The sequence below is a fragment of the Microbulbifer sp. NBRC 101763 genome, assembly GCF_040371615.1.
In the GTDB taxonomy this organism is placed as follows: domain Bacteria; phylum Pseudomonadota; class Gammaproteobacteria; order Pseudomonadales; family Cellvibrionaceae; genus Microbulbifer; species Microbulbifer variabilis.
Genome location: NZ_BAABQV010000008.1, coordinates 45,011 through 58,858 on the forward strand (window position 1 = coordinate 45,011; position 13,848 = coordinate 58,858).

Genomic DNA, 13,848 nt, shown 5'->3' on the forward strand with positions numbered 1-13,848 from the left:
AAGTGATTAGTATGTTGCTCAATATTAGGCCCGGAGTTCTTTGAATGGAAAACCCCGTACAACAACTGCGTGTCGACGGTGCACGCCTATGGCGTAGCTTGATAGAGATGGCTGAAATTGGAGCCACTCCTGCTGGTGGCTGCAATCGACAGGCGCTGACGGATGAAGATCGCAATGGGCGCGATTTGTTTGTGCGCTGGTGCCGTGAAGTTGGCTGCGAGATTCGTGTGGACCGGATGGGAAATATCTTTGCCAGGCGAGCGGGTTTAGATAATAGCTTGCCTGCGGTTATCACCGGGTCTCATCTGGATACCCAGCCTACTGGCGGAAAATTCGATGGTGTGTATGGAGTACTGGCGGGGTTGGAGGTACTGCGTACTCTGGAGGAGAAGGGGATAAGGACCAAAGCGCCACTGGAAGTAGTCGTGTGGACTAATGAAGAGGGCGCACGTTTTTCCCCAGCGATGGTGGGTTCTGGTGTTTGGGCTGGGGAGTTCAGTCTCGAGTACGGCCATAGCCGTGTTGATAAGGCGGGATTCAGTATTGGTCAGGAGTTGGAGCGCATTGGATACCTGGGAGCTGAGCCAGCCAAGCCCTTCCCGGTAAAAGCGGCTTTCGAAGCTCATATTGAGCAGGGGCCGATTCTTGAAAAGCAGGATCAGGTGATTGGTGTGGTTACCGGGGTACAGGGTATCCGCTGGTACGATGTCACTTTTTTCGGTACTCCCTGTCATGCCGGTCCTACGCCTATGGAGGACCGCCGTGATCCGGTGCAGGCTTTGGCATGGCTTTGTGAAAGGCTTTACGGCGAAGTAAAGGCTTACTCTGAAGATGCCAGAATGACCTGTGGCGATCTGCGCGCAGCTCCGGGCAGCCGCAATACAGTGCCGGAAAAGGTTGTACTGGCCCTGGACTTGCGTCATCCCAAGCCAGAGGGGTTAGAGCACCTGCATCGCAGCCTTTACCGAGTGGCAGAGCAGGTGCAGGAAGCCAGTGGTGTTGCCATTGATGTGCGGGAGGAATGGTATTCGCCGCCGGTAGCTTTCGATGAGGCGTGTATCGAGGCTGTTGACAGCGCTGTGCAAAGCCTGGGTTACAGCCATCGCAAGATGGTCTCCGGTGCTGGGCATGACTCTGTTTATGTCTCCAGGGTTGCCCCGGTCTCAATGATTTTTGTCCCCTGTGCAGGTGGCCTTTCCCATAATGAGGCTGAATCCGCTGAGCCTGGACATCTTGAGGCAGGTTGTAATGTCTTGTTGCAGGCAATGCTTTCCAGTACTGAGCTGGCCTGAGGCTATAGAGAAATAAATTAAAGACTGAATGGGCTTTTGGGGAACATAGCCAGTGGCCCGGCAATAGTAATTTGGATGGATTAGATGAGTGAATTTACCCTGAAGTACCGCAATGAGGATGGCGGCACAGTTCCCCTTGCCAATTGGGGGATGGATTCCGAATACGGCGTATTGCGCGATGTACTTATCGGGCCTGTGGATAACTTCAGCTGGCGGACTGGTAATGCCAGTGCCCGTCGCGCCGAGCGCCTCGGAATGCAGTTTGATCACAAGGTAGCTGAAGCCCAGCACGCGGAGATGCTTGATGCTTATCGACATGCGGGAGTAAATACACACCTGATTCCAGCCGATCGTAGCTTGCCTTACCAGATTTATGGGCGTGACTCCTCAGTAATGACTCCTTGGGGCCCGATAGTGACGCAGATGTACAGTCCCTGGCGTCGTGGTGAATGGGTGCCCATCGTCAAAAAATATGCCCAACTGGAAATTCCCATTTACGATGTGATTACTGCAGGTTCTCTTGAAGGCGGTGATTTCATGGTGTTAGAACCTGGGGTAATACTTTGTGGATACTCTGGAGAGCGCACTAGCCGCCAAGGCTTCGAGCAAATGCAACGCTGGGTGGAAAAAGAGGGCTGGGAAGTGAAGGGTTACCAGTTTGACCCCTTCTTCCTGCATATTGATGTCATGGTGGCGATGCTGGCAGAGAAGTTGGCAGCTATTTGTGTTGATGCTGTAGAGCCTGAGTTGGTGCAGTGGTTTAAGAGCCGTAATATCGAGATTATCGATATCCCTTTCCCTCAAGTTTTGGAACTCGGGGTTAATGTGGTGGCTCTGGGCAACGACCGGGTGATGTTGCCTAAGGCTAACACCGGCCTGGCGGAGAAATGCCGCGCTCATGGGCTGGAAGTGATTGATCCAGACATCTCCATGATCACCCCGGGGGGTGGCGGCGTTCACTGTATGTGTCAACCTCTACGAAGGGATCCTGCGGTAAAAGGCTAGCGGTGCAGTCCTCCCGGTGACTCTCAGCTGCCGGGTTAATCCCGTCAACGAAAGTGGTTGGTTATGAACTCGCCTAAGCGAGTGCAGCCGGTAATATGAATCGCCTGAATAGGTGCTCTCTGTTATTGATCCGCTCATTGAGTGGATAGCTGGAGTCGTTTTAATGCAAAACGGCTCTATGACAGGCCAATATAAAAGACTGTTTGGCAGTCTCAAATGATTCTATACCCGGAGAATAATATGCAAAGTGCATGTACGGAAATTCTGGCCCAGGTCAACGACCGTATACTGGAAATCACCATTAATCGCCCGGAACGCAAAAATGCTCTGACCATGGCCATGTATACTGCTATGGCTGAGCTGCTCAATAGTGCAGCGAATAACTCCGATATTCGAGTGGTCATCATAACTGGTGCAGAGGGCATTTTTACAAGTGGTAATGATTTAACAGACTTCCTCGGCGGTTCCGCTGAGGGTGAAGAGTCACCGGTATTCCAGTTCATGAGTGCGCTTTACAGCTTCCCCAAGCCTGTTGTAGCAGCGATAAATGGTCCGGCGGTAGGTATCGGCACCACTATGCTGTTGCACTGTGACCTGTCCTTTGCCGGTCATGATGCTATGTTCCAAATGCCTTTTGTAAACTTGGGGCTTTGTCCCGAGTACGGTTCCAGTTACTTGCTCCCCCGTATTGCTGGCCATGCCAAAGCTTCAGAACTTCTATTACTCGGCAAGAAGTTTTCTGCACAGGAGGCTGTGGATATTGGTATTTGTAATGCGGCGGTGGAACCTGAGCAGGCGATTGCTCGTGCTCGAGAGGCCGCTTTGGAACTTGGGGCAAAGGCACCGGCAGCTGTGCGCTTGACCAAACAATTATTACGTCAGGCGACACTGGAAAAAGGACTGGAGTTTATCCAGGATGAGGGGCGCCACTTCAAGGATCGACTAGCCTCGGAGGAATTCAAAGAAGCTGCGACTGCTTTTATGGAAAAACGTCCCGCAGACTTCTCAAAGTTCGACTAAAAGTAAAAGGCCGCTAAAAAGTGGCCTTTTTTTTCGCTTGATTTACTTACTGTTGATGTTGCTTACGGTTGCCGCGGGATAGGTAATTGACTGCCTGATCGGGGTGATCTGTAAATAAACCATCCACGTGTAACTGGTAAGCGGCAAAATGTAAAAAGTGATTAAAACTTTCGAACTCTTCTGGGAGCTTTTCTGGGTCGGCGCGGAAAGTGTAAGGATGTACCTGTAAATGTCTGCGGTGAGCGCGGCGTACGACATTATTGGCACGTGGTTTTCCATCCTGAATTTCAATCAGCATGGGGTACCAGGGGCCGATGCCATCTGCGTAGTTGGCAATCTTACGCAAACCGCCCTGTTCCAACATCCAATCATAATCGTAATTTTGAATATTGCCGTTAACTTGAATTAATTTCTCTCCCCAGCTGGTTGCTGCAATAAGTTGAACCAGAGGGATGTCCATATCGAGAGCAGGCATTAATTCATATTTAATTCGTTGTAATTCTTCAGCATCAAAACACTGGAAGAAGATTTTTTGATCCCTGTTAATGTAACCGTATTGCTTAAGTTTCTCCAGTGCAATTGCGGCAATGTCCTTACCTTCCCAGTGATGAAAGTAGGGTTTTTTGATTTCCGGATAGATACCAATGTCATAGCCGAGTGAGCGGTTCAATCCCTGGATCAGTTCAATTTCCTCTTCAAATGTAGAGAGTTGGAAACTGGATTTCCACAGGGGGAAACGATGTGGATATTTCGCCTGGGGTCCATCTTCACCCATGATGAATGCTTCACTGACACGTAGTTTTTTCAGTTCTTCCAAAGTGAAGTCAATAGTGTAAAAGTGGCCGTCCTCACGGGCCCGATCGGGAAAAACATCAGCAACGTCGGTTGTGCTATCAAGATAAATATCGTGCATTACAATCAGGTGGTTATCTTTACTAAGAACCAGGTCCTGCTCGATATAATCAGGGTGCATACCGTAGGCCAGTGCTTTAGCCTCCAGGGTGTGCTCCGGTAAATAGGCAGATGCTCCACGATGGGCGATGACCAGAGTGCGCTTATTCTTGTCAAAAGAACTATCTGTTTCGGCACAGGTAAGACTTGCGACGACGGAAGAAAGTATTATTAAAAAAGATAAAAATTTTTTGAACATTTGAAATGCATCCCATATAAAGATACGAGACTTTCTAGCAAATAAATATGACAGGGATGTATCAGTATACAGGATATAATCTGAGGTTGTGATCTGCCCAGCATTTTGCTGGGCTCCGCCAGTCAAGTCGTTGCATTCAGACAGATTCTTCATGTCTGTCTGAATGCAAAATTTACTAAACATTTTACTGCTGGATTTTATACGGTTATCTCTTGAGGCCATAGGTGTTCTGAAAATTTCTGACGCAGATCCTTTTTACTAATTTTTCCAGTAGCTGTGTGTGGTAATTCATCGATAATTATACAGTCATCGGGAATCCACCATTTGGCAAACTGCCCCTGGAAAGTACTGAGAATTTTATCGGGTTTTAGTTCAACACCTGTTTCGAGAACCACGAGCAATAGGGGACGCTCTGCCCATTTTTCATGAGTCACGCCGATAACTGCCGCCTCTGCTACACCCTCTAGTGTCATAGCGAAGTTTTCCAGCTCTATTGAGGAGATCCATTCACCACCAGATTTAATAACATCCTTAGTGCGGTCGGTAATTGTCAGGTATCCAAGAGAGTCGATAGTGGCAACATCGCCTGTGTCAAACCAACCATCGGTGGTTAGAGCAGACTCTTCGGACTTAAAGTAGCGCTCACAAATCCAGGGACCGCGCACTTGTAAGGCGCCAAAGGCAGTCCCATTGTGAGGGAGGGGGTTTTCTTGAGGGCCGACAATACGCATTTCTACTCCAAACCCTGCTCGTCCCTGCTTGAGTCGTAGTTTTTTGGCTTCTTTAGGTGCAATAGAGGGAGCGATTCGGGCGTTATAGGTACCGAGTGGGCTCATCTCGGTCATGCCCCAGGCATGGTGGGTATAGACACCATGCTGCTGTTCAAATTCTTCCATAATGCTCCAGGGACAGGCGGAGCCACCCACTACTACGCGGTTGAGGCTCGGAAGGGTCTCTTTGCTATTGCGTAGGTACTTCAGCAGTGCCAGCCAAACAGTTGGGACGCCGGCGGCAATCGTTACTGATTCCTGTCTTATCAGTTTACTAAGTGTCTCTCCACAACCCATACTGGGCCCAGGTAAAACGAGTTTGGCGCCGACTGCTGGTGCTGCGTAGGGAATAGACCAGGCATTGACATGGAACATGGGGACAACCGGGAGAATGGCTTCGTCGCGGCGAATAGCAAATGCATCTGGCATTAACACACCATAGGTGTGCAGTGCCATTGCGCGGTGGGAATAGAGTACGCCTTTTGGATTACCGGTGGTTCCAGATGTGTAGCAAAGAGCTGCCGCACTCTCCTCACGTAAATCTGGCCATTGGAAGCAGCTGGGCTGGTTGACTAGTAGGTCTTCATAGCAATAGTAATTGGCTAATTTACTATCGGGCATATGTGCCCTGTCTGTTAAGACAATTACACCCTCCACGGTGCTGAGCTTATCCTCCATTGATTCGATGAGTGGCACAAATAAAGGATCAATAAATAGCCAGCGATCTTCGGCGTGCTCAATAATATAGTGAATCTGCTCAGGGAAAAGCCGGGGGTTAATCGTGTGGCAGACCAAGCCGCTGCAGGATGTTGCGTAATAGAGTTCAAAGTGCCGGTGGTCATTCCAAGCGAGTGTGCCGATGCGGTCACCTCTATTTGCTCCGAGCGTACATAATACTTGGGCGAGCTGCGCAGCACGAGCAAAAGCCTGCTTATAGCTGTAGCGGTGGAGTGGGTTATCCAGAGTAACCGAAATGACTTCACTATCCGGTGAATTACACAGGGCGCGGCGCATAACAGCGGTAAGTGTGAGCTGAGATTCCATCATCATGCCGTTCATAGTCGACTCCTATTATTATGTTTATTGTCATCTATCGGTAACTAGCCTGAATGGCCACACCGGACTTTAGGGGGTTCTTTCAAAATGATTCAGGTAAGCTTTGAAATCAGGGCCCAATGTTGAAGCTTATGAAAAAACATATCACCCTTCATAAAGTAGGCAAATAAAAGCTTTACAGAAAAGAGATACTGTTGCCAAGAAATTAATGTGGATGAAGCAGTCACAATGCGTTACCGCACTATCTTAATCCATTCACCAGGTTGAGGTTCACCGCGAGGGTAGTAACCATTTAAAAGTCGTAATTGCTCTTCGGCATATTCACCAATTTCCATATGTTTAGCCAGAGAGGAAAAAGTAGTTTTTTCATTTGCTTTTACGTAGCGCAACCGGCGAATATCTTTCTCCACAATATCTGTTTTACGTAGGGGCCGGAAACTACGGATACTAGTTAGGAACATAGTGTCATATTTTTCCAGGGCCTCTTTATCCTGAGAGCCAGAGTTGGTTACCTTGCCCTCCAACATAAATTGCCGGCTTCCATAGTAGATAACTGCAACTCTGTCGGGATCGGGCGCCTCTTTCTCAAGGTTGGGAAATTTTCCTGTGTGACCCACAAGCTGATATTGTTGTAATTTTTCCCCTTGCTCCAGTTTTCGTAAGTCATATTCCTCACGCAAGGCCATATCTGCAGGTTGGTTACCATCGCGTTTTGCTACCTTGATAGTAATTGTGGCGGAGCTATCTGGGGCGGATCCTACAATTGAAGACCGCTGGTTTGCCACCGTCCAGCCATCTGGGAAGAGGAGAGAGAAGCCCAGGCGTTTATGATTAAATCGATTTTTATTGGATTGCCGGGAGTTATCCCCGTACACCAGACCATCAGTCTTCTCCCGATAATAGGCCACTTTGGTTTCTTTATTATCTTCAGGTAGGGTACCCGCTGCTTTTACTACTTCCTGCAGGCGAAGATCATTACGAGGATGAGTAGAAAAAACACCATGATAGGTTTGGGGTTTTTTACCCTCAATACGGGCACGTCTTCTGGCAAAGGTCTCCTGGTCTTTTAATAGCCCGATAACATTTATCATTGCCTGTGGATCATAGCCCGCATTAAACATATATTGCGCACCGAATCGGTCTGCTTCCAACTCCATTTCCCGGCCATAACCCTTTACCGCTGCTGTACTGTATAAATTGGCTACATCGCCAACCACGCCGCTACCGGTTACTAGAACCGATAAAACCGATGCGACGCTGGCACCAGTGGCTGCAGTTTTTTGCCGAACAGCGTGTCGCGCAGTAATGTGCCCGATTTCATGGGCTAGTACGGCGGCCATTTCTGCCTCTGAATGTAAATAGGTGAGTAGGCCGCGATTGATATAGACATAACCGCCAGGAAGGGCGAAGGCATTGATGTCCTGGCTGTCGATGATGGTGAAATGGTACTTGAGATCAGGCCGATCACTGGCAGCAGCCACTTTTTGCCCGACATGACTGACGTAGGCTGTGAGAATCGGATCCTGGTAAATAGGAGTACTTTCTATCAGCTTCTCATGCATCTCTTTGCCAATAGAGATTTCCTTGCCTTCAGACATTAACACCAAGTCTGGGCTTTTTGTGGCAGGGTTGAATGCACACCCTGCCCCCACTGCTACCAGCGCACTGGCGAGCCACCGATTAATGGTTTTCATTACCCCCTGCCTCCTTGTCTATTTATTGTCTAAGAGCTTGTACCACTAGCTGGAACCAGGAACTGTTGTAGCTGGGCCGCCATACCTTTACAGGCATTATTCTGTACCCTGGCAATCAAGGGGATTGGGATGACAATCGCAGGCATATAAGAGGTGCCTTTGGCATCAGCACTCAGTTTGCCTGATAATTCCCGATCGCGGAAATCCCAAACAGAGGCCTCATAGTCGGATTCCTTATCCCAGGTACCAAACCCGAAACAGCCGGCGCCGCCGGTACTGATGGTGCAGCTAATAGACCCAGCACTTGCCGTCGTTTCAGTGGATCCATCAATCCATACTATGTACTTAACCCCGTAGTTTTCCATGCGCTCACGCACGCCTTCATTTTCCATTAGACGGTCCAGAGAACGCACATGCATGGGAGCTGTGCGGGGTTCAAACCAGGGGTACATAATGTCGACAAATTCTTTCTCTGGAATGATGTTTACACCCATCTCCGGGTTGTGGAGCTCTCTGCCGACACAGGCAATAAGATCTGGTTCTGTCTCATAATCGCTGGAGTGACGGCGCCCGAGAATAACTACGGAGTCGCCTGCTCTTAGCTCTCCATCGCTACGCCGGTATTCGTCAATAACAACAGTGGTACAACCGGTCAGGAAAATCAGTGCGAAAATAATGAATGGCTTGAACACAACAAAAATCCTCTATTCAGCCTTGCTGGATTTCACTTTGAACTCCTGCAATGAAGCAGACCTTAATTTCCCAGAGAGAAATGCCTGTAACTCAGGTACTTTTTCGAAGCCGGTGTAGAGCGTTGCCCCTGCGTCACGCAGGGCAATGTTGATTGCCTGGGTTAGAGCCTGCTCCTGGGACTTCAGGAAGGCTGTAGGTGTTTTTCCGTAGGCAGTAATTACCCAGCTGGCTACCTGTTGCCCACGGGGATCATAAGCATTCATGTCATATTTGATCCACACTTCAAAAATATTAACTCTGGTTTCCCGTGGCATGGTGAATTGCAGCTCCCTGACTTCGGGAACTATTACCAACTCGACATTATCGGGTACTTTTTGTGGGTACTCGGAAAGGGAAACTGTATTGGTAAACATGGAACCGAGTACTGTCTCGAACAGGTTTTTTTGTGCCCGGCCAGTATTAATCTTCCATTCCTCACGATCTTCGCTATCTTCCTCGTAAATGTAATTTCTAAAATCGTCACTGAGGTAAATGCCTACAGAGAGGGGGAGCTGTTCACCCACAGGTGATGGATACTTCCCCTCCACCCGCACAGTATGAGAGCAGGCCGCAACCAGTAGTGAAAACAACACCACCGCGGTAAAGTGGAGTGGCAAAGCCGCCTTTATCCTGTACTTCATGAATTGCTCCTGGAATCAATCAGCTAGCGAAAATCGTTTAGTCCTACAAAAGTGCCACCATTGCGATAGGTGAGTTCACGCATAAGGGCTGCAAATCGCAGGCCAGTGGTTTGCAAATGGGGAGGGCGGGAAAACTGGATGGGAAATCCCACAGCATGAATGCGGATATTGCGCTTTCCTTCTCCATGCTTTGCGTTCACCCGATCGACCGCTAGCATCACATTACGGATAGATTTACCAGTAAATTCATCGCCCAGGACATAGATACTGATTTTCTTGTCGGGATCGTAAAAGCTACGAACTGCTTTTTGTATACCTTCCACCGGACTGGAATTGCTAAAGGGGTTCCAGGTTTTTAAACGATTAAGAATAGCCTGGCGACGCCCGGGTGTATCGGGAATCCACTTGTTGCGGTAATTGAAAAACATGTAATCGCCCATGTCATTCATCACCTGAATGCCCTTAACATTGGGATAGAGATCCAAAGTATTAACCATTTCTGCCATCATGCGGTCCCAGCCGTAATTGAACATACTTCCGGAGGTATCGATGATGAAGAGAATGTATTCGCTGTCTACAGGAATACCGCCAATAACATTGTTTTTACGTTGATAGTTTTCACCCAGTAAGCGACGCATTTCTTCAGTCAGTGTCTGTAATGCGACGGTAAGTTCCCCTTTTAATTTCCCCTCTTCACTTTGCCCTTCGGTTTTACTGGCATAGACGGCCTGCAGAGCTACTAACTCTCCACGAAGATTGGCAATTCGCTTGTGTTCAATATCAATTTGTTCTCGTTTAGCATTGAGGTCTCGATTGAGGACTGTGGTCTCCCCACGGATTTCTGCCAACTGCTGTTGCAGTTCCATTACCTGGGCTTCCAGGTCGACTTCTGCCTCCTCTAGAACTATGGGTTCGGCAGTTTTAGCGATCATCAAGAGCAAGACAATGGCTCCGAAACCACAGCAGATTACGTCGAGAAAGGAAATACTGAACTCTTCTTGGCGTCTTTTCTTTCGTGAAACTGTCATGGCCAGTCCCTCGATGGTGCGAGAAAAGAGCCTTGGGTTTCCATTGCCAACTTCCAAAACTCGCTGGCAGCAAATGGGTCGCCTTCCATAGGAGTCAGGATAATATTCACGGGAACATTTTTAGGAAGTACCTTGACGGCGCGCTTGAACAGGTTGCGCCTTTCTCTACCAGAAATTGTGGAGCCCCTGGGCGATTTAATTCCCTGGGTAGGTAGCCCATCTGTGATGAGAATAATGTTATCCGGTAGTGGAGTCATAGCATGAATGGCGTTGAACACCCTTTCCAGGCTGGTACCGTTTTCAGGTACTATTTCATTCAGTCCTTTAATTGCCTGGTCCAACTGGTCGCGATCATCCACATTGAGCCAGCGATCTTCCGTACCGGCAATGGCGGCGCGAAAAGAGGTATTAAAAGTATAGATCTGGTACTGGCTGTCTGGAGGCAGCTGTGCGGTTAACCAAGAGACTGTGTTGATAGCCCTACGCCACTTTTCAGTTTGTCGTTTCACTCGTGACGACATATTTCGAGCGCGTATGATTTTGATCAGTTCATCGCCGAGCATAGAAGCGGAAGAGTCCAGCAGGACCAGGATTCTGTTGCCTCCCAGGCGTAGCCCGGTCAGGTATTGGCGATCACCATCACCGGTATATTTGCGCACATTGTTGCCTAACTTCTTATTTTCCTCCTCGAGATTTTTCTTGGCCTGTTCCAGCTTTTTAAGCTTATCCTGAAGCCTTTTAATATCCTCTTGTTCGTCAATGCTGTCGATTTCAGCGATATTACCTTTTACCTCTTCAATTTGATCCAGTATACGGCGGGCGAGCCCTTGGGCCTCAGCCAACTCATCGCTGACGATATCTAAGGTATTACGTGCCTGGACCAAGTGCTCTTGACCGAATTCAACCTCTTCTTGGAGCAGGTTTACTTCGGCGCTCAAGTCTTCTGTTTCCACCTCTATTTCGTGGTCTGAGCCGTGTTTGATGATTAAAAAAATCAGTGCCACGGCGCCGAAGCCACAAGACATGATGTCTAGGAAGGATAAACTGAAGGTGGAAAAACGACGCTGCTTACGTCTCATGGCGTTCCACGCTAATTGCCGTTATCACATCCGGTTGATTGGCAATACCAATTTGGTCTCCTGCATTTAGATTGACCGGAGCAGACACCTCCTCGCCATTCAGCATTAGACGGGTTCCCGCATCCACACGTAGAGCCAGGCGACCTGCGTGATTAGTGACTGTTGCTGCAGGGTGTTTTGGGGGAGTGGGAGTTATTTGAAACTTATCTTCATGCCAAAAAACAAAGAGTGGCTGATGCGCAGCTAGGGCACGATGGCCGAACAGGAGATGCGTTGCCGCTGCTTCAGATGGCGCTTCGAGGCGTATGGTAATTTCGCTCTCCGGTGTTGCGCTGATACTGTTTATCAAGCGCAGAGCCGAGTCCTGGCTTCGCAGTTCCTGCCAACGATTATTGATGGATTGCGCGATACTGTCTCTGGAGAGAAGGTACATGTGCTGTGCCAGCTGAACACCTCCGGGAATCTCCGCCCAGCGGTGAGATATAAAGCTGACACTGTTATTCTCTGAGAGGTTTTCAATCATCGCCCGTACGCGGGAGAGTATAGGCGCAGTGGCATCCTGTAGCTGACGCAGAGTGATTTTTGCGGTGCGATCATCCAGCTCTGCCAGAACTTCTCCCTGGCGCATGGCGCGACTTACCCACTGTGGCATCAGGTCGTATAGCTGCTGTTCAGACTCTGCGGAGTGGAGTGGGTCAAAGCGACACTGCATGACAAAAGCGTCGGTAAAAACCCGTGCCCAAGCCTCCTGGAAATGATACTGTCCAGCATCGGCTACTGTTTCAGCGGACTTGACGACAGCCTCTTGATCAACATTGATACGGGAGACCAGGGTTTGGTGTAGTTGTAGTTCTACATGCAATTGCAATCCGGAAGGAGCAATATGGCCAATATTTGCAGTGGCAGAGTCAATAAGGCCCACAACATTTATACTGCTTTCTTTGATAATACCCAGCAACAAGGCCAGCTGCTCTCGAGTGAAGTTTCCTGGCACTGCGAGTACAAGTTCCTCTGGAAGATCGCAATGCTCAGAAATTTCTTGTAAATGGCAGTAGGCCAAATCGGCATGATGACGACAGCTCTGGTTTTCAGATTTCAGTGATTCCAGGCTGAGCCTGCGCCAGAACTGATTATTAACTTGGGTTGGGTGGTTGCGTGCACGCATTTGTGCTGCAGTACCTATATGGATCTGTCGGGGTTCAATTACCGCTATACCAGGGCTTTCTAGAACTTCCGTAGTTCCAATAAAAACCCTTAGACCATAATCATTGATTTCAAGGACACCTTGTCCCATGGGGGCTTCCTCGCGGCCAATAACCGATATGTTGACAACCTGTGTCGGTTAACTAATTTTCAGGAATCGCAAAAGACGGTTGTCACAGTAGTTCTGCGTATCGAGTACCAGCCTCTCTTGCATCAATTGCAACTGGTGCGTAAAAAACATAATGACAATACTGATTACCAGAGCGATAAAAGTTGAATTGAAGGCGACACCGAGGCTCACGGTCACCCCGGCAATATCACCCTCCACAGCTTTGTGCGCTTGTGCTAGAGCTTCACCGATGCCACGCACCGTACCAATAAAACCAATAGAGGGGATTGCCCAGGTGATATAGCGAACCATTGCCAGCTCTGAGTCAAGGCGGTCTCCCTCGGTTTCACAAACCTCTTTTATAGAGTTGGAAACTGCAGCCACATTACGGGTTGAACCAAATCGCTGCAGGGCGGTGAGAATAGCTCTGGGTACCAGATAACTACGCTCCTCCTCAGGGAGTGCCTGAATCGGTCGAGACAGGTCGCGAGTATCTTCTGGTAAAATAGGCGTGCCTTCACTGACATTGAGAAGTGCTCTGTTGAGCAGCTTCCGTTCTCGCATACTTCGCTGGGCTTTCAAACCCATTATTGCCATGGCCCAGAGCATTAGTACAAAACAGGCCTCCTGCTCATAGTCTCGCATCACAATATAGATGGAGCGCTGTTGCACGTAGGTTTCTCCCGCCGCCTCACGAGCCAGCTGCTCCTCAATTAATGCATCAGCGTTTGGACGGATAATGGCTACATAAATGGCATGTACCAGGATAACTGAGCCCAACAGCGCAAATATCTGGAAAATAAAATCTGATGATTTGAATTTCATGATGGTGCTCTTGGCAACTTTTCTCTATATATCTACTGGATAGGAAACGGATAGATCCTCAGAAATTTCTTCGGAAGCTTTGTAATCATCGGAACTGCTTTTACTACTTTTTGACTTCTTTTCATCCGATTTTTTTTGCGCGACCTGAGTGAGGGTCTCCCCTTCTTTTTCCTGCTTTTCCTGTGCAAATAAAAAGGAAGGTAACAGGAGGATGAAAATAAAAATAAATTTAGGCATAGCTCTC

The 13,848-nt window shown here is 48.6% G+C and carries 13 protein-coding genes; 3 read left to right on the forward strand and 10 right to left on the reverse strand.

Annotated features, from left to right (window positions below):
• The first annotated feature begins 44 nt into the window (after positions 1 to 44).
• The 3 genes from ABWV76_RS18900 (at position 45) to ABWV76_RS18910 (ending at position 3,317) form a co-directional block, all read left to right on the forward strand.
• Positions 45 to 1,292: a Zn-dependent hydrolase gene (locus tag ABWV76_RS18900; protein WP_353376966.1), complete on the forward strand. Its 1,248-nt coding sequence runs from the start codon at positions 45 to 47 to the stop codon at positions 1,290 to 1,292.
• 84 nt (positions 1,293 to 1,376) lie between these two features.
• Positions 1,377 to 2,297, forward strand: a complete 921-nt coding sequence (locus ABWV76_RS18905; RefSeq protein ID WP_353376967.1) for a dimethylarginine dimethylaminohydrolase family protein — start codon at positions 1,377 to 1,379, stop codon at positions 2,295 to 2,297.
• 240 nt (positions 2,298 to 2,537) lie between these two features.
• Positions 2,538 to 3,317: an enoyl-CoA hydratase gene (locus ABWV76_RS18910; protein WP_353376968.1), complete on the forward strand. Its 780-nt coding sequence runs from the start codon at positions 2,538 to 2,540 to the stop codon at positions 3,315 to 3,317.
• Positions 3,318 to 3,363: 46 nt separating this feature from the next.
• On the opposite strand, the gene glpQ is transcribed toward ABWV76_RS18910, so the two are convergent.
• The 10 genes from glpQ to ABWV76_RS18960 all read right to left on the reverse strand — a co-directional run bounded on the left by glpQ (position 3,364) and on the right by ABWV76_RS18960 (position 13,841).
• Positions 3,364 to 4,467, reverse strand: coding sequence for a glycerophosphodiester phosphodiesterase (gene glpQ, locus ABWV76_RS18915; RefSeq protein ID WP_353376969.1), 1,104 nt, complete (start codon positions 4,465 to 4,467; stop codon positions 3,364 to 3,366).
• A gap of 197 nt (positions 4,468 to 4,664) precedes the next feature.
• A complete protein-coding gene (locus ABWV76_RS18920) occupies positions 4,665 to 6,296 on the reverse strand; it encodes a long-chain fatty acid--CoA ligase (RefSeq protein ID WP_353376970.1) in 1,632 nt (543 codons plus the stop codon).
• Positions 6,297 to 6,526: 230 nt separating this feature from the next.
• Positions 6,527 to 7,987, reverse strand: a complete 1,461-nt coding sequence (locus ABWV76_RS18925) for a M48 family metalloprotease (RefSeq protein WP_020411888.1) — start codon at positions 7,985 to 7,987, stop codon at positions 6,527 to 6,529.
• A gap of 29 nt (positions 7,988 to 8,016) precedes the next feature.
• A complete protein-coding gene (locus ABWV76_RS18930) occupies positions 8,017 to 8,679 on the reverse strand; it encodes a hypothetical protein (protein WP_020411889.1) in 663 nt (220 codons plus the stop codon).
• Positions 8,680 to 8,691: 12 nt separating this feature from the next.
• On the reverse strand, positions 8,692 to 9,360 hold the full coding sequence (locus ABWV76_RS18935; protein ID WP_020411890.1) for a hypothetical protein: 669 nt from the start codon (positions 9,358 to 9,360) through the stop codon (positions 8,692 to 8,694).
• 23 nt (positions 9,361 to 9,383) lie between these two features.
• Positions 9,384 to 10,388, reverse strand: coding sequence for a VWA domain-containing protein (locus tag ABWV76_RS18940; RefSeq protein WP_020411891.1), 1,005 nt, complete (start codon positions 10,386 to 10,388; stop codon positions 9,384 to 9,386).
• The gene (locus ABWV76_RS18945) at positions 10,385 to 11,467 is read right to left on the reverse strand and encodes a vWA domain-containing protein (RefSeq protein WP_020411892.1); all 1,083 of its coding nucleotides are present in this window, start codon (positions 11,465 to 11,467) and stop codon (positions 10,385 to 10,387) included. The genes ABWV76_RS18940 and ABWV76_RS18945 overlap by 4 nt, the downstream gene beginning before the upstream one ends.
• On the reverse strand, positions 11,457 to 12,761 hold the full coding sequence (locus tag ABWV76_RS18950) for a hypothetical protein (RefSeq protein WP_353376971.1): 1,305 nt from the start codon (positions 12,759 to 12,761) through the stop codon (positions 11,457 to 11,459). The genes ABWV76_RS18945 and ABWV76_RS18950 overlap by 11 nt, the downstream gene beginning before the upstream one ends.
• A 48-nt stretch (positions 12,762 to 12,809) precedes the next feature.
• The gene (locus tag ABWV76_RS18955; RefSeq protein WP_020411894.1) at positions 12,810 to 13,604 is read right to left on the reverse strand and encodes a MotA/TolQ/ExbB proton channel family protein; all 795 of its coding nucleotides are present in this window, start codon (positions 13,602 to 13,604) and stop codon (positions 12,810 to 12,812) included.
• A 24-nt stretch (positions 13,605 to 13,628) separates the two neighbouring features.
• Positions 13,629 to 13,841 carry a hypothetical protein gene (locus ABWV76_RS18960; protein WP_353376972.1) on the reverse strand — a complete coding sequence of 71 codons (213 nt, stop codon included), beginning with the start codon at positions 13,839 to 13,841 and terminating at the stop codon, positions 13,629 to 13,631.
• Positions 13,842 to 13,848: the final 7 nt, after the last annotated feature.